General features: G+C 70.2%; 16 protein-coding genes and 1 pseudogene. 10 read left to right on the top strand and 7 right to left on the bottom strand.

Going from position 1 to position 15,674, the window contains the following annotated elements; genetic code table 11:
• Nucleotides 1-315: 315 nt before the first annotated feature.
• The 4 genes and pseudogenes from ACWEBX_RS00415 to ACWEBX_RS00400 form a co-directional block, all read left to right on the top strand.
• Nucleotides 316-999 (top strand): HemK2/MTQ2 family protein methyltransferase, encoded by a 684-nt coding sequence (locus ACWEBX_RS00415; RefSeq protein ID WP_451882763.1) that lies wholly within the window; start codon nucleotides 316-318, stop codon nucleotides 997-999.
• Nucleotides 983-1,195, top strand: a complete 213-nt coding sequence (locus ACWEBX_RS00410; protein ID WP_451882685.1) for a CDGSH iron-sulfur domain-containing protein — start codon at nucleotides 983-985, stop codon at nucleotides 1,193-1,195. Before ACWEBX_RS00415 ends, ACWEBX_RS00410 begins: the two co-directional genes overlap by 17 nt.
• Nucleotides 1,192-2,253 (top strand): iron-containing redox enzyme family protein, encoded by a 1,062-nt coding sequence (locus ACWEBX_RS00405; protein ID WP_451882684.1) that lies wholly within the window; start codon nucleotides 1,192-1,194, stop codon nucleotides 2,251-2,253. Before ACWEBX_RS00410 ends, ACWEBX_RS00405 begins: the two co-directional genes overlap by 4 nt.
• Nucleotides 2,205-2,494 (top strand): annotated as a pseudogene (locus ACWEBX_RS00400) (LD-carboxypeptidase); the annotation flags it as partial. The gene ACWEBX_RS00405 and the pseudogene ACWEBX_RS00400, both read left to right, overlap by 49 nt.
• 225 nt (nucleotides 2,495-2,719) lie before the next feature.
• Here the strand turns inward: ACWEBX_RS00400 and ACWEBX_RS00395 are convergent.
• Nucleotides 2,720-3,034, bottom strand: coding sequence for a winged helix-turn-helix transcriptional regulator (locus tag ACWEBX_RS00395; RefSeq protein ID WP_451882762.1), 315 nt, complete (start codon nucleotides 3,032-3,034; stop codon nucleotides 2,720-2,722).
• 161 nt (nucleotides 3,035-3,195) lie between these two features.
• Here ACWEBX_RS00395 and ACWEBX_RS00390 point away from each other — a divergent pair, with 161 nt between their 5' ends.
• The 3 genes from ACWEBX_RS00390 (at nucleotide 3,196) to ACWEBX_RS00380 (ending at nucleotide 5,499) form a co-directional block, all read left to right on the top strand.
• Nucleotides 3,196-3,768, top strand: a complete 573-nt coding sequence (locus tag ACWEBX_RS00390) for a carboxymuconolactone decarboxylase family protein (protein ID WP_451882683.1) — start codon at nucleotides 3,196-3,198, stop codon at nucleotides 3,766-3,768.
• Nucleotides 3,765-4,718, top strand: coding sequence for a PhzF family phenazine biosynthesis protein (locus ACWEBX_RS00385; RefSeq protein WP_451882682.1), 954 nt, complete (start codon nucleotides 3,765-3,767; stop codon nucleotides 4,716-4,718). Before ACWEBX_RS00390 ends, ACWEBX_RS00385 begins: the two co-directional genes overlap by 4 nt.
• A gap of 70 nt (nucleotides 4,719-4,788) precedes the next feature.
• On the top strand, nucleotides 4,789-5,499 hold the full coding sequence (locus tag ACWEBX_RS00380) for a hypothetical protein (protein ID WP_451882681.1): 711 nt from the start codon (nucleotides 4,789-4,791) through the stop codon (nucleotides 5,497-5,499).
• Nucleotides 5,500-5,675: 176 nt separating this feature from the next.
• Here ACWEBX_RS00380 and ACWEBX_RS00375 read toward each other — a convergent pair whose 3' ends face one another.
• From ACWEBX_RS00375 to ACWEBX_RS00355, 5 genes are all read right to left on the bottom strand, one after another.
• Nucleotides 5,676-7,310 (bottom strand): molybdopterin-dependent oxidoreductase, encoded by a 1,635-nt coding sequence (locus ACWEBX_RS00375; RefSeq protein WP_451882680.1) that lies wholly within the window; start codon nucleotides 7,308-7,310, stop codon nucleotides 5,676-5,678.
• A gap of 118 nt (nucleotides 7,311-7,428) precedes the next feature.
• Complete coding sequence (locus ACWEBX_RS00370; protein WP_451882679.1) at nucleotides 7,429-8,085, bottom strand: diguanylate cyclase; 657 nt, start codon at nucleotides 8,083-8,085, stop codon at nucleotides 7,429-7,431.
• A gap of 73 nt (nucleotides 8,086-8,158) precedes the next feature.
• Nucleotides 8,159-8,530 carry an STAS domain-containing protein gene (locus tag ACWEBX_RS00365; RefSeq protein WP_451882678.1) on the bottom strand — a complete coding sequence of 124 codons (372 nt, stop codon included), beginning with the start codon at nucleotides 8,528-8,530 and terminating at the stop codon, nucleotides 8,159-8,161.
• Complete coding sequence (locus ACWEBX_RS00360) at nucleotides 8,527-9,816, bottom strand: PP2C family protein-serine/threonine phosphatase (protein ID WP_451882677.1); 1,290 nt, start codon at nucleotides 9,814-9,816, stop codon at nucleotides 8,527-8,529. Before ACWEBX_RS00360 ends, ACWEBX_RS00365 begins: the two co-directional genes overlap by 4 nt.
• Nucleotides 9,816-10,619 carry an alpha/beta fold hydrolase gene (locus ACWEBX_RS00355; protein ID WP_451882676.1) on the bottom strand — a complete coding sequence of 268 codons (804 nt, stop codon included), beginning with the start codon at nucleotides 10,617-10,619 and terminating at the stop codon, nucleotides 9,816-9,818. The genes ACWEBX_RS00360 and ACWEBX_RS00355 overlap by 1 nt, the downstream gene beginning before the upstream one ends.
• Before the next feature lie 237 nt (nucleotides 10,620-10,856).
• Between ACWEBX_RS00355 and ACWEBX_RS00350 the strand changes: the two genes are divergently transcribed.
• The 3 genes from ACWEBX_RS00350 to ACWEBX_RS00340 all read left to right on the top strand — a co-directional run bounded on the left by ACWEBX_RS00350 (nucleotide 10,857) and on the right by ACWEBX_RS00340 (nucleotide 13,585).
• A complete protein-coding gene (locus ACWEBX_RS00350; protein ID WP_451882675.1) occupies nucleotides 10,857-11,219 on the top strand; it encodes a DUF6479 family protein in 363 nt (120 codons plus the stop codon).
• A 121-nt stretch (nucleotides 11,220-11,340) separates the two neighbouring features.
• The gene (locus ACWEBX_RS00345) at nucleotides 11,341-12,360 is read left to right on the top strand and encodes an SDR family NAD(P)-dependent oxidoreductase (protein ID WP_451882674.1); all 1,020 of its coding nucleotides are present in this window, start codon (nucleotides 11,341-11,343) and stop codon (nucleotides 12,358-12,360) included.
• Nucleotides 12,361-12,400: 40 nt separating this feature from the next.
• Complete coding sequence (locus ACWEBX_RS00340) at nucleotides 12,401-13,585, top strand: alcohol dehydrogenase catalytic domain-containing protein (RefSeq protein WP_451882673.1); 1,185 nt, start codon at nucleotides 12,401-12,403, stop codon at nucleotides 13,583-13,585.
• A gap of 378 nt (nucleotides 13,586-13,963) precedes the next feature.
• Here the strand turns inward: ACWEBX_RS00340 and ACWEBX_RS00335 are convergent, their stop codons facing one another.
• A complete protein-coding gene (locus ACWEBX_RS00335; RefSeq protein WP_451882672.1) occupies nucleotides 13,964-15,436 on the bottom strand; it encodes an aminotransferase class I/II-fold pyridoxal phosphate-dependent enzyme in 1,473 nt (490 codons plus the stop codon).
• Nucleotides 15,437-15,674 lie beyond the last annotated feature (238 nt).

The following is a 15,674-nucleotide window of genomic DNA, read 5'->3' as shown; positions in this document are numbered from 1 at the left end:
GGAGGCCGCTCGACTTCCTCGGGCGCGCGACGACTGGGCTCGGACTTCTTGTCGGGCTTCTTCCGCACCATCTCTCGACGCATGTCCCTGCCTCCTCGGCCTCTCCCAAGTTCCGCAATATGCCCGCTTTAGGCATTATTCGAGCGTAATGCTCAGATGTGAGCCTTCACCTCTCCGCGCGTCCTGTCCACCCCCGGCACGACACGACACCCTCGTTACGTCCGCGGCTCAGGGGTACCCGTGTGGCGCCGCCGGCTTCCGGCCGGCCTGTCCGCCACCCTCAAGCACGTTCGGAGCGGAGTCGTGAAGGCACACCTGGTCAACCGCACATTCGAGAAGGCCCCCGCCGCTCCGTTCCGCTGCTGGATCCCGCCGGGCGTCTACCGCCCGCAGACGGATACCGGATTGCTCAGACGGGCCCTGCGCCGGGAGCGGATCACCGGCCGCACCGAGGTCCTGGACCTGGGCACCGGCAGCGGTGCGCTCGCCGTGGAAGCGGCCCGCCTGGGTGCCCGGGTGACGGCGGTGGACATCTCCTGGCGGGCGCTGGCCGCCGCGTGGTGCAACGGACTCCTCAGCGGGCACGTCGTGAAAGTGCGCCACGGGGATCTGTCGGCCGCCGTACCGGGCCGCCGGTTCGACCTGGTGGTCACCAACCCGCCGTATGTGCCCGCCCCCGGGGAGACGCGGCCACAGGGCCGCGCCCGCGCGTGGGACGCGGGTGCGGACGGCCGCCTCCTGATCGACCGGATCTGCGCGGCGGCCCCGGCGGTCCTGCGTCCGGCCGGGCGGCTGCTGATCGTGCATTCACACCTGAGCGGTGTCGAGGAGACGCTGGCCCGGCTGCAGGCGGGCGGGCTGCGCGCGGAGGTCGTCGAGCGCACCCGGCTGCCCTTCGGACCCGTACTGCGCTCGCGGCTCTACTGGCTGCGCGAGCGCGGGCTGGTGGGCGGCCGTACGACAGAGGAACTGGTGGTGATCCGTGCCGAACACGCCTGAGCGCCCCCGCCGTATCCGTGTCCAGCGCGAGGGACCGCTCCTGGTCGAGGGGCCGGTCGAGATCGTGGGTGAGAACGGTGAGTCGACGGTGTCACGGCGATTCGTGGTGGCCGTCTGCACCTGCCGTCGCACACGCACACCGCCCTGGTGCGACACCAGCCACCGCCGACGTACGAAACCGGACGAGGCGTCATGACCGGCGCGCGCCTGCCGGAACCGCGCGGCCCGGTCTCGGCCACGCTCCTCGACGCGCTGCGCGGGTCGAACGCCGGCTTCCCGCCTCCTCCCGCGGACCCCTACGGCGACGATCTCCAACTCGCGCTGTACGTCCTCTACGAGCTCCACTACCTCGGCTTCGACGGCGTACCGGACGACCGTGAATGGGATCCCCAACTCCTGACCTTGCGCGCCGCGTTGGAGGACCGCTTCCTCCGTGCGCTGCGCGCGGACGCGCCGGTCGGCGCGTCCGACACCGCGGAGGCCGCACTCGACGAGCTCCAGCTCGAACCGGTCGGGGAGGCCGACGGCAGCCTCTCCCACTTCCTCCGCGACCACGGCACCCTCGAACACGTCCGCCAATACGCGGCATTGCGCTCGCTCTACCACCTCAAGGAGGCCGATCCGCACGCCTGGGTGATCCCCCGGCTGCGCGGGCGGGCCAAGGCAGCCATGGTCGCGGTGGAGTTCGACGAGTTCGGCGCGGGCCGCGCGGACGAGATCCACGCCCGGCTGTTCGCCGACCTGATGACCGACCTGAGCCTGGACACCTCGTACGGCCACTACCTGGACGCGTCCCCGGCCGAAGCGCTCGCCACCGTCAATCTCATGTCTCTGTTCGGCCTGCACCGTGCCCTGCGCGGAGCGCTCGTGGGTCACTTCGCCACTGTCGAGGTGACCTCCTCCCCCGCCTCCCGCCGCCTGGCCCAGGCGCTGCGCCGGATGAACGCCGGTCCGGCGGCCGTCCGGTTCTATACCGAGCACGTCGAGGCCGACGCGGTGCACGAACAGGTCGTACGGCACGAGGTCGTCGCCGGACTCCTGGCGGACGAGCCGTGGCTGGAGAGCGACGTGGTCTTCGGGAGCCGCGCCACGGAGCATCTCGAGGACCGGCTGGCCGCGCGACTGCTGCCGGCCTGGCGCGACGGCCGGTCGGCACTGCGCACGAACCACGTCATCCCGTTGTCCGGGAAAGGGCCACGCGAAGGCTGCAAATCGGCGGCGTCGGCACGTGCACGGATGGCCCCGGGCACGTGAGCGCCGCCGGGCGCGCGGGCGAACCGATGGCAAGGGTGACCGACCCCACCGACCGGGCGGTCGTACCGCCGTGGGGCGGGAAGACCGCGATCGACCTGATGCCGCTGCCCGACCGGGACCGGCTGCGCGCGGCGGAGCCGATCTGGCTCGTCGGGCTCTCCGACATCTCGACCCTGATGACACCGCTGCCCTGGCCACCGGGCGGGCGACCCTCCACGGCAACATCCTCATGGGCACGCCGTGACGATCAGCGCGCTGCCGCCCGCCGAGTCCGCCCGAGCGTCCGCGTCGTACGACGGCGGGAATCCGAGGCCGGTCATCGTCCCTCCCACGGGACCGGGATTTCCGACGGGACCGGTAGCCGAGTGGCAATCGATGCCCGCGATGTACATGGGGCTGCCGAGAAGGCTCCGGATTCCTGTGGCCACGAGGGACGTCGCCCGTCATCTTGGAGGCACCAGGCGCTTCACGCTTCGGCGGGACCCGGGCCGTCCTGCCCCTGCTCCTGCTCCTGCTCCTGCTCCTGGGCCCAGGCGATCGCCCAGTCGTCGAGCGGGCGGAGCGCGTCGCCGAGGGCCGCTCCCAGCGGGGTGAGTTCGTAGCCGTCGGCCGCGCTGGTGACGATCCCGCTCGACGTGAGCTCGCGAAGCCGCTGGTACAGGACGCTGGACGACAGACCCTCGCACCGCGCCAGCAGCGCGCGGGCGCCGAGCGGGCCCGCGCGCAGTTCCCAGAGGATGCGCAGCGCCCAGCGGCGGCCGAACAGGTCCATCGCGGCCATGATCGGACGGCCGGTCGTCGAGCCACGGACCGACAATCCTGGGCGTGGTGTCGACATGACGCTCCTCGGCTCTCACTGACTCCTTGTGTTTCGTTATTCGAAACAGTAGCATCGACCGTCATGTGTTTCTTATTTCGAAACAACGCCCCTCGGGAGAGCCGATGCCGCGGATAGCCCTGCTGGAGCCGCCGTACACCGCCCAGGCTGACGCGCTGTTCGCGCGCCTGATGCCCGGCGGAGCTCCGCCGATCGGGCTGTTCCGGATGTTCGCCAGAAACCTCGCGATGACCGGCGCGATGCACGGCTGGGGTCGCTACGAGCTGGGCCGGCAACTGACCCTCACCGCGCGGGAACGCGAGATCGTCATCGACCGGACGTGCGCGCTGTGCGGGTGCGCGTACGAGTGGGGCGTGCACGTGATGACGTATGCCGAGCGGGTCGGCCTCACCCCCGAGCAGACCGCGTCGCTGGTTCACGGCGGCCCCGCTGACGCGTGCTGGACGTCCGAGCGGGAACGCCTGCTCATCCTGGCCGCTGACGCGCTCCACGAGCGCTCCGACATCGACGACGCGCTGTGGGCACGGCTCGCGTCGGTCTTCGACGAGCTCCAACTGCTGGACCTGCTCCTGCTGTGCGGCTGGTACCACGCCGTCAGCTTCGCCGCGCGGGCGGCACGTCTGCCGCACGAGCCGGGCGCACCGGACTTCGCCGACTTCGCGCCCCGCGTCCGATGACCATCCGCCTGTCGCGGTCGGTCACGGGCCGGGCCGACGTGCCCGTGACGATCGTGCACGCGTGCCTGCGCGGGGGCCGCGGCGGCAGTCCGACCGCGGTCGTGGCCGAGGGCTTCTCGGCCTCGGCCGGCGGTCCGTTGGACAGTCCGTTGACGGATGACGAGCGACGCCGCGTACCCGCGCTGGCCGGTACCTCTCACGCGGTTTTCCTCTCGAACGACCCCTTTCCGGCGGGCGGCCGCGCGGACGTACGCCCCCTCGTCTCGGCGCGCTTCTTCACCACGGAGGGGGAACTGCCCGCGTGCGGCCACGGCACCGTCGCCGCCCTGGCCTTCCTCGCGGCACATGCGGGCCGCGGGGAGCACCGGGTCGATGTACGGGTGTCGGGTCGAGTGATCAAGGGGCGCACGGTCCGCGGGTCGTCGGCATCGTCCGTGGATGTCGTCTTCGAGGCCGGGCCGATCGACCTGCGTGAGCCGACGCCACACGAACTCGCCCTGCTTCTCCCTGCTTTGGGGCTCCCCGCGGCGACAATGTCAGGGGCCTGCGTGGCAACACTGGGCCGTCCACGGCTGCTTGTCCCTGTCAGCACCCGGTCCGCTCTCGCGGCACTGGCCCCGGCCCTCGACCGGCTCGCCGCCGTGTGCGCAGGCCTGGACCTGCTGGGCTGCTTCGTCCACTCCCCCGGGTGGGACAGGGGCCGGGTCGCGGCCCGCATGTTCGCCCCGTCGATCGGCGTGCCAGAGGACATCGCCAACGTGAACAGCTCAGCCTGCCTGGCCGCCCACCTGCTCGCCCGTCACGGAACGCCCCGGATCGACGTCGACACGGGCGACGCGTTGGGCTGCCCTTCCAGCGTCACCGCTGCCGTACGCAAAGGTTCGCAGGAGCCACTGGTCGACATCGCGGGGGCTGCCAGGATGGGTCAAGTGCTGCACTTTTCCGTGTAGTTGTGGGGTCCTGAATCGACGCCAACTCACCCGCGAAGAGCGTTCATGGCACAGCCGTTAGGGTGAGCGGATGGCCGAAAACAGTGCGAAGGACATCCCGGCGGTACTGCCTGCCCACACCATCGAGGTCGGGACCGAGCGGCTGGAACGGCCCGCGCGGAACTCAGTGGGCGGCTGGCCCTTCCTGGACGACGCCGACGACTGGCCCGAGTGCTTCTGCGGCGAACGGATGGCGCTGTACTTCCAGCTCGACATACCCGTGGACATCCAGCACTTCGGCGGAGACCACCTCATGGTCTTCCACTGCCGTTCCCACAACGACGCGTCCGATCCGGAGTTGGCCGACGGCCGCCTCGTGCCCCGATACTGGGACGCTCCGCAGCCGCCCTACCCGCGTCCGTTCTGGCGCGTACTGCTCCAGCGGAACGTAGCCGGGCCATCAACAGAAGCCGAACCATCAGTCCGCGCACTGCCGTTGACGCTGAAACCCCTCGTCGACACTCCCGACTCACGCGGGCTGGGAGCTCAGGCGTTCAAGGTCGGCGGCACGCCGTCCTGGGCACAGGACCCCGAGTCCTACACCTGCGCGTGCGGCTCCGACCTGGTGTACCTCTGCCAGGTGCCGGAGAGCATGGAGTTCGCCGTTCACCCCGGCCTGCCGGAGCAGCCGTACAGCGTCGGTGCCGACACCTACAACCTGTTCCTGGCGAACGAGGTCTACCTGCTCGCGTGCCCGGACCACTGCGACCCCGCGGCCGTGTGGCCGGTGAACCAGAACTGAGCCGCTGCTTCACCCACCACGTGCCTCCTGTGCGGCGCACAGGTGTCAGCTCTTGGGCATGAGGACGGCTTCGATCATGTAGACGTTGGCGTTGGCGTCTACACGTTGCCACACTCGGAGGGGCGCGCGGCCCCTGTCACGGGGCGGGCCCGGCCGGTAGACGGGGGCGGGCGCGGTCAGTCGATGGTGACGACGACGGAGTGCCGTCCGCTGGCGCCGTCGGGAATGGTGCGGGTGCGTCTGCCGGTCTGCACCGCACCGGTGCGGTCGGTCGCGCGGACGGTCAAGGTGTGGCCGCCTCGGGTGGCCTTCCAGGGCATCGACCACTGGCGCCAGGTGTCGCGGGTGTCCTCGGCGGCCAGGTGGGCCTCCTGCCAGGGGCCGTCGTCGATGCGGACTTCGACCTTGTCGATGCCCCGGTGCTGGGCCCAGGCGACGCCGGCGATCATCACCGTGCCAGCCCTGGGCCGAGCGAACGGCTTGGGCGTGTCGATACGCGACTCGGTCTTGATCGGGGCCCGGCGGGCCCAGCCGCGCTTGACCCAGTACGGGTCGTAGGAATCGAAGGTGGTGAGCTCGATGTCCTCGATCCACTTGCAGGCCGAGACGAATCCGTACAGGCCCGGGACCACCATCCGTACCGGGAAACCGTGTTCGAAGGGCAGCGGCTCACCGTTCATACCGAGAGCGAGCATCGCGTCGCGGCCGTCCATGAGTTCCTCGACCGGACTGCCGATCGTCATGCCGTCGACCGAACGCGCCACCAACTGGTCCGCCGGACCTCCCCGGGACGGAGGCCGCACCCCGCACTCGTCCAGCAGGTCGGCCAGACGTACGCCGGTCCAGCGAGCGTTGCCCACGTAGGGGCCGCCGACCTCGTTGGAGACGCAGGTCAGGGTGATGTCCCGCTCGATCAGCTCCCTGTGCAGCAGGTCGTCGAAGGAGTAGGCGGTCGGACGGCGTACACCCTTGCCGTGGATACGCAAGCGCCAACCGGTGGCGTCCACCTTGGGCACCACCAGCGCGGTGTCGACCCGGTAGAAGTCGCCGTTCGGGGTGACGAAGGGGCTGATGCCGGGGACGCGAAGCCCGGCCCCTCTGGGTACCGGTTGTGCCGGTGACCGGGGGGCCGGCAGCACGACCCTTCGCCGTGAGGCGACCGCGCCCTGGCCGCGCGAGGTGCTCAGTGACCGGCCGACCACACCTACAGCGGCCGAGGCCGCGGCGGCGGACGCGGCCGCCAGGACGAATCCCCGTCGGTCCCAATCCTCGCGCGCGGGTGAGCCGTCTCCCGCTCCCTCGGTCACGGGCGCGGGCGGCACCGACGCCGGTGACGGCCTCACCGCGGTCAGACGGCTCACCAGAACGTGGAGAAGCAGGGCCCCGGCCACGGCCCCCACCACGGAGGGCAGCACGTCGGTTAGGCCGACCGAGTCGGGCCTGCTGAGGGCTGCCACCGCCCCTACGACCCCGAAGAGAAGGACCCCGGCGGTTCCGACCCGCCGAAACCGCACCGCCAGAACACCCAACGCCAGAGCCGCGACAGCCAGCACGGCGAGGATGCCGAGCTCCAGCACGAGCTTGTCGTTCGTGCCGAAGTGGCGGATTGCCCAGTCCTTGACCGGAGCGGGTGTCGCGTCGATGGACGCGCCGCCCACCGCGACGACCGGGCTGGACTGCGGACGCACCACCGCGGCGACCAGTTCGGCCACCGCCAGTGCGGCGAACGCGGCCAGCGCCCCGCTCAGCGCACCCAGCGCCCAACGCGACAAGCCTGTCCGTGCTCGCTGATCCTTCTCTTCGTCCCTCACACGGGGAATCCGGTTCTGGGCACCGGACGGATTGGCCGACCCACCTGATCGGGTGAAAAGAGATGCTCCACCGATCCAGCCCGCATTCCGCAACGGATCAGGCGCGGTCCGCGACGGATCACATGTCGCTTCGCGCCTCGTCGTGCTCGCGGCGGGCGTGCAGGCAGCGGATCATTTCCTCCGCATAGGGAAATGCGACGCACAGGCCGACTCCGGCGGCGATCGCCGTGAGGTAACCGGCCGGCAGAGGGCGCTCCTTGGGGACGAGCTTCCAGTCGTCCGGCCCGGTGCCGCTCCTGAAGGTTTCGCGGACCTGATCCCAGTGGAGGCATGCGGTGAAGGCGGCCGCCGTCATCGGCAGCACCTCCAGGAAGCTGTGAATGTGCTGCTCCAGGGGCCGCACCTCGCGCTTCTCGGTGGCCAGCGACACGTCCCACAGCGCGGTGGCTCCGTGCACCACGGCCGCGCCGCCCATCAGCGAAAGGACCAGCGGATTGACCTTGGCGGTCAGTCCCGCGACGACCGGGATTCCGGCCTCGGTCATCATCAGGGCGTGCACCGCGGACTCCCGTACTCCACTGGTGTGCTCGATGTCCGAGCGGCGGTGCATCACCCAGTCCGCGACGGCGGGAACGAACCACAGGGGCAGAACGCCGTACAGCAGGAACCTGCGGTTGGCGTTCTCCACGTCGTCGGCCCGGCCCGGAATGCGCAGCGCTGGTTGCGAGCGCCAGCGCCGCCAGCGGGTGAGTGTCGAAGCGCGGTGGATGCTCATGGATTCCTTTCCCGGCCGGATGGGGCGTGCGCGCGGGCGGGTACCCGGGAGCAGGCGAGCCGAACGGGGCGAATCAGTAAAGACCGGTTGATCGCTCAATGGCTCCGGATCGTCCCGAGGCCGGTGTCGCCGCCCTGGCCGAGGGAGAAGATCGATCGAGTCCGGCGATCCGCAGGATGCGCAGAGTGTTGGCGGGTACGGCTTCCAGCGCTATGTCCGCCTGCGCGGTGTGGGCGTGGTGGTGGGCCGCGATCAGGGCGCTGAGTCCGCTGGAGTCGCAGAATTCCATGCCGCCGAGGTCCAACGTGAGGCGCTGGCCCGGCCGGAGGGTGACGGTGGGGATCAACTCCCGTAGCTCGGAGACGGTGTCATAGTCGAGTTCCCCGGCGATCTCCAGAACGGGGCCGGTGGCGGCATCTCGGGTGGTGATCTTCAGCGGGCTCATCGGGCGCTTCTCGTCAGGGTGTCGGGGGCCGGGGCGCCGACGGCGAGCAGGGCGGTGTCGTCGTCGAGCCCGTCTCCGAAGCTGTGCAGCAGACCGGTGAGGGCTCGGACGAGGGCGGGCGTGGGCTTGCCGGCGTGGTCGGCGGCGAAGGCGAGCAGGGCCTCGTCCCCGAACAGGCTGGTGCGGTCCTCGCTCGTACGGGCCTCGGTGATGCCGTCGGTGTAGAGCAGGAGGGTGTCTCCGGGGGCGAGGACGGTCCTGGCCGCGGTGAAGTGGGCGAAGGGCAGGATGCCGACGAGGAGGCCACCGGGGGTGGGCAGGAATGCGGCGGTGCCCTCGGCTCGCAGCACGATGACCGGCGGGTGGCCGCCCGATGCCAGGTGGACGGCGACCTGCCCGGTGTCGGAGTCGGGTTCGAGGGTGCCGAAGACCGCGGTGCAGTACCGCGGGTCACCGCTGCCGCCCGCGTACCGTTCGTAGAGCACCTTGTTGAGGGTGCTCAGGGCGGAGACGGGATCGGGGTCGTGCAAGGCGGCGGCGCGCAGGGTGTAGCGGGTCAGGGAGGTGACCGCGGCGGCCTGGGGCCCCTTGCCGCACACGTCGCCGAGAAAGAAGCCGAAGCGTTTTTCGTCGATGGGGAAGACGTCGTAGAAGTCGCCGCCGAGCCGGTCGGGGTGGGCGGTGTGGTAGGAGGCGGCTGTGTCCACCCCGGGGATCGACGGCAGGGTGTCGGGCAGCAGTGACTGCTGGAGGACGGCGAGGGCGTCCTCCAGCCGGGCCCGGTCGGCTTCCGCCCGCTCGCGCGCCTCTTCGGCGGCCTTCCGCTCGCGCAGAAGCTCTTCCTCATAAGCGCGACGGTCCCGGGCGTCGAAGAGGGTGGTGCGGATCAGCAGGGGCTCACCGGTGGAGCCGTGCTTGACCACGGAGGAGACCAGCACCGGCATCCGGCCGTTCGGCTGCTTGATCTCCAGGGCGATGCCGCTGATCTCGCCCCGCATCCGCAGCAGCGGCGCGAAGTGCGTCTCGTGGTACAGCTTTCCGCCCACGGTCAGCAGGTCGGTGAACCGCATCCGGCCCACCACCGCCTCACGCTCCTGGCCGAGCCAGGTCAACAGCGTGGTGTTGATCTTCGCTATGGTGCCGTCCATCAGCGTCGACAGGTATCCGCACGGCGCGCTCTCGTACAGATCTTCGACACTGTCCTCCAGCAATGAGGCGAACGCGGCCCCGGACGACTTATCGTCGTCGGCCTCGTGCGGATCGGGGTGCTGTCCGGCGCGGCACATCACCGCAGGCTCTCCAAAAACGTACGGATGGCGTCATTGGTGGCTTCGGGCGCGGACAAGTGCGGGCAGTGGCCGTACGCGTCCAGGGTGACGAGCGTCGAACCGGGGATCGCCCGGTGGATGAAGGCGCCCACCTCGCGGGGTGCGATCACGTCCTGGGTGCACTCGAGCACCAGGGTCGGCACCGTCACCGTCTTCAGGTCGTCCCGTGAGTCCGACAGGAACGTGGTGCGGGCGAAGACGCGGGCCATCTCCGGATCGGTGGCGCAGAAGCTGTTCTTCAGCTCGTCACCGAGGTCCGGCCGGTCCGCGTTCCCCATGATCACGGGTGCCATCGCCGCCGACCAGCCCAGATAGTTCGACTCCAGTGACGCCAGCAGCTCGTCGATGTCGTCGGCGCTGAAGCCGCCACGATAGCCGTCGTCGTCGATGTACCGCGCGGACGGAGCCACCATCACGAGCGCCCCGATCCGCTCCGGGACCATGCCCGCCGCCAGCACGCCGATCATCGCGCTGACGGAATGCCCCACGAACACGGCGTCGTGCAGATCGAGCGCCTCGCACACCTCCATCACGTCCTGGGCGTAGCCGCTCAGCGAGGCATAGCGATCCGCCGAGAACGCGGCCGCGTCCGAGCGGCCCGCGCCGACGTAGTCGAACAGCACCACCTGGTAGTCCTCGGCCAGGGCGGGCACCGTCAGCCGCCACATGTTCTGATCGCAGCCGAACCCATGAGCCAGCACGACCGTCCGCCCCCGGGGGTTGCCGGTGACGGTGACATTGTTCCTGCGAGCGACATCCATGCCCGGCAGTCTCTCAGCACCTGTTCGGTGCCCCATTGCGACCATCCACCCCATGTATCCCTCCCGCCCCTGCGCAAACCGGGTCATGGCGGAAAACAGACCCGGCCACCGGGCACAGGCCGGTCTCCGCGGGGAACAGGCCCGTCCCCGAGGGGACTGGGGCACATCTCCGCAGAAAGCCCGGGACGGGTGGACGATCCGGAGTCTGTGCTTCACAAGTACGGGTACTCGGCGGCCATGGACCACGCATACTGGAACATCGCGCTCTCGAACGCCGCGTTCGGCACGCTCGGCGCCCTGCTGGGCGGGCTCGTCATCGCGGGAGCCCTGGTGTGGGCGGTGGGGCTGGGCATCCGGGCGCGCCGTCGCGAGCCGGGCCCGCCCAAGGCTCATAAGCAGCCCAAGCTTCCGCAGTCGGGGCCCGCACACGAGACCTCGGAGATCAGGGAACCGAACGAGGTGCCCCGCGCCGAGAACGACAGCGAGCGCCTTACCCCGCATCAGCTCGGCGGTTCCGGCAGCAGGCGCAGTGACCGTCAGGAGCGGCCGCGCTGGGGGTCCGGGTCGAGCGGGTCGTTCGGTGGCGGGGGTTCCGGCTGACGCCGGACCACCCGGACCACGTGAACCCGCCGGACCGGCTTCGGCAACGGAACGCGCGTCTGCGCACACCCGATCCGGGTACTCGGCGCCCCCTCCCCTTCTCCCTATCGAGGTGATGAAAGTGGCATCGACTCCACGCCGGTCAGATCTGGCCGGCCTCTCCGCACTCGTCACGGGCGGATCCAGGGGTCTCGGGCTGCTGCTGTCCGCACGGCTGGCCCAGCGCGGCTGCCTGGTCACGATGGCGGCCCGCGACGAGGACGAACTGCGACGCGGCGCCGAATGGGCCGAGGAAAGGACCGGCAAGAAGTTCTCGACCACGGTGTGTGACGTCCGCGACCGGCATGCCGTGGAGTCGATGGTCCGGCACACGGATGCCCGGCACGGCGGGCTGGACATCGTCGTCGCCAACGCCGGTGTCATCCAGGTCGCCCCGGTGGCCTCGCTCGACAGCGCGGCCTTCGAGGACGCCATGGACACCATCTTCGGCGGCGCCGTGAACACAGCCATGGCGGCACTGCCCTCCCTGCGCGCGAGCGAGGTCGGAGGCCGACTGTGCCTCATAGGCTCGGTCGGCGGGCTGCTCGCCGTTCCGCATCTGCTGCCGTACTCGTGCGCCAAGGCCGCCGTCGGCGCGCTGGGCGAGGGACTACGGGCCGAGACGGCCGGAGACCACCTCAGCGTCACGACGGTCCATCCCGGGCTGATGCGCACCGGCTCGCATCTCCAGGCCGAGTTCGGCGGACAATCCTCCCAGGAGTTCGCCTGGTTCTCGGCTCTCTCAGGGACGCCCGTCGTCTCGATGGACGCCGACCGTGCGGCGGAGCGCATCGTACGGGCGCTGGAGAAGCGCAGGACCCGCCTGGTACTGACTCCCGCCGCGCGTGCCGCGTCGGTGGCGCACGGCGTGGCACCGGCCACGGTCACCCGGCTCAGCGGGCTCGCCGCCCGGCTCCTGCCCGCTCCCCCGTCCGCGCCGGGCGACACCGGCCCGGTGGGGCACGGCATCGAGCAGGGCCACGGCATCGATCGCTCCGCCTCCACCTGGACGGAGAAGGTACGCAGGCTGGGCAGCGGCCTCAACGATCGGGCCGCCCGCCGCTACAACCAACAGATCCCGGGCCCGCCGACCAGCGCCTGACCCCCGGCCGGGGTTGAACCCTGCGACAGAAGGAGACCTCATGCGCGCACTGACCTGGCACGGCAAGAGGGACGTCCGTGTCGAAACCGTGCCGGACCCGCGGATCGAGAAGGCCGACGATGTGATCGTACGGATCACGTCGAGCGGTATCTGCGGATCCGACCTTCATCTCTACGAGTTGTTCGGCCCCTATCTGGACCCCGGGGACATCCTGGGACACGAGCCCATGGGCGTGGTCGAGTACGTCGGGTCCGAGGTTCACGCCCTCAAACCGGGCGACCGGGTCGTGATCCCGTTCAACGTCTCCTGCCGCGACTGCCACATGTGCGACTGCGGACTGCACTCGCAGTGCGAGACCACACAGGTCCGTGAACACGGCACCGGCGCCTCGCTCTTCGGATACACCAAGCTCTACGGCCAGGTCCCGGGCGGCCAGGCCGAACTGCTGCGGGTCCCCTTCGGCAACAGGCTGCCCATCAAGGTCCCGGACGGGCCGCCGGACGACCGCTACGTCTACCTGTCCGACGTCCTGCCGACGGCCTGGCAGGCGGTCGAGTACGCCGACATCCCCGAAGGCGGCACGGTGACCGTCCTCGGGCTCGGCCCGATCGGCGACATGGCGACCCGGATCGCGCAGCACCGCGGGGCCGGCCTGGTCATCGGCATCGACCCGGTCGCCGAGCGGCTTGCCCGCGCCTCCGCACACGGCGTCTCATGCTTCGACGCCCGACGCGATGGGTCCGAACTGACCGATTCTGTACGGGAGTTGACCGATGGGCGGGGCACCGACGCGGTCATCGACGCCGTCGGGATGGAGGCCCATGGAGCGCCGTTCGCGAAGGCCGCCCAGTGGGTCACCACCCTGCTGCCGGACAGCGTCGCTCAGCCGCTCATGGAGCGAGTCGGCGTGGACCGGCTGACCGCCCTGCACACCGCCATAGAGCTGGTACGGCGCGGGGGCACAGTCTCCGTCTCCGGCGTGTACGGCGGCGCGGCCAGCCCGATGCCGCTGCTGACCATGTTCGACAAGCAGATCCAGCTACGGATGGGCCAGGCGAACGTCTGGCGCTGGGTCGAGGACATCCTGCCCCTGTTGACCGACGCCGATCCGCTCGGCGTGGACTCCTTCAAGACCCACGACATGCCGCTGGAGGACGCCCCCAAGGCCTACGCGATGTTCCAGGCCAAGGAGGACGCCATGGTCAAGACGCTCCTCCACCCTTGACCCCCGGTTTCTTGGCTCGATCCGGATTCCACACTGTCCACGTGTTTGTGACCGCACGAATGACCTGGAGTTGACTGATGGAGGAACGAAAGACCCCTGGCCAGAGCCGACGCATGGGCGTGTGCAAGGCCTGTGGGAGCAGGCCGGCCGTCTGGTCCGAGGGCGGGACGATGCTGTGCGAGCACTGCTCCCGTGTGCTTGAACTGCCGGACCAGGCAGCATTGGTGGACGATGAGGGGGCCAGGGTCCGGCGCGATTTCGAGAACCGCGACGGCCGCCCAGAGGCCTGAAGTCTGAAGACAGGGCGTACGACGCGACATCCACCCCGAGGGGCCACAAGAACGGCGCGACCCATCGGCCGGAAGCCGCGAGGACAGGTCAGTCCTCCGCGACGACCCGCACCGTTTTGAGGTGCGGGTCGGCGGCATCGGGCAGGAACATTCCGGCCGCGACGCCCGTGGTCAGGTACCGCAGTAGAGGCTCGGTCAGGCGTTCGCCGGGCAGGGCCGCTGGGATGCCCGGCGGGTACGGGGTGATCATTTCCGCGGCGATACGGCCGGAGGCCTCGGCGACCGGTACCTTCTCATGCCGGGCGAAGTAGGCGTCGCGGGGCAGCCTTGCCTGTTCCATGCGCAGTTCCGCCGGTGAGGGCACGACCACCTGTGGCGCGTCGCACAGAGTGCCGGCGTGGTCGGCGAGATCGCGCAGAGCGGTCAGCAGACGGCCGACGGCCTCCTCGTCGTCGGCGTGTGTCAACTGGGCACTGATCCGCCGGTGATCGGACAGGTGAGCGTCGACGTGATGGTGCTCGCGCAGCCAGTCCGCCGCGCGGTAGCCGGTGGTGCCCAGTTCGCGGATGTCCATCACGACCGGCAAGGGATCGAAATCCGCGGCGAGGCCGGGACCGCAGAAGTCGGCCGCGTCGTTGACGTGGAAGCCGTCGATCGTCTCGATGGCCGTTCGTGTGCGGGACGCCAACTCCAGTGCCCCGCCCATGAGTTTGCGGCCTTCTTGAACCATCTGCCGGCGCCAGGCGTCGATGCCGGCGTAGAGCAGGACATTGGGGCTGGTCGTGCCGAGAAGGTCTGCCCTGGAGGCGAGCTCCGCCGGATCGATGAGATCGCCTTGCAGGTGGAACACGGAGCCCTGCTCCAGGCCGCTGCCCATTTTGTGGACGCTGGTCACGCAGATGTCCGCGCCCGCGTCCATGGCCCACGACGGCAGGTCGTCGTGGAAGGGCAGGTGTTTGCCCCACGCCTCGTCCACGATGAGCGGTTTGCCGTGGCGGTGGCAGACCTCGGCGATGCCGGCCAGGTCGGCCGCCGCCCCGTACGGCGTCGGGCTGGTGACCAGGGCGCCGTCGGCGTCGGGGTGCTCTGTGCACGCCTTGTCGTAGGCGGCCGCAGACGGCGGATGGGCGATGTGGAGCGAGGTGTCCCACTGGGGCTCCACCCACACCGGCTCGACGCCGGAGAGAATGAGGCCCGCGATCACCGACTTGTGCGCGTCCCGGCCCACCAGGAGCCGGCTGCTGGGACAGGCCACCACCAGCATGGCGGCCTTCACCGACAGTGAGCTGCCGCAGGTGGAGAAGAACGTGTGCTCGGCGTGGACAGCGTCGGCCATGAGGCGTTCGGCCCGCTCCAGGACTCCGCCCTGCGTCAGCCGGTCGTCGAGGCCCCCGCTGGCCAGGACGTCACCGAAGAAGACGGCGTCCCCCAGCACGGCTCGCGCCCGCGGATCCGCGCCCCGGGCCTGTTTGTGCCCCGGAGGCGTGAAGCCCAGCTCATCGACATCGTGATAGCGGGTGAGCGCCTCAAGGACGGGTGCCTCATCGTGGTTCAGATCCATAGGGGTGGAGTGCCCGGGTTGGACGGCTCGATGATGGACACATTCGCCGTGAGGTTGACTCTCTCGCCTCACCTTTCGCCACTCCAGCCCGTGCCCGCGAGAGGCCGCCTCGCGGCCGGGCCTGCCAGGCAGGCCCGCGCGGCGGCCAAGGCGTCGGCGATGCCCAAGTCGAATTGTCGCCTCACACCGGTGCCATCGGGTCCGCGAGCATCACCCCCGGGCCAGATGTGTGTTTCGG

This window comes from Streptomyces sp. NPDC005070, from assembly GCF_053600395.1.
This window is presented reverse-complemented; position numbering and strand designations above follow the sequence as displayed.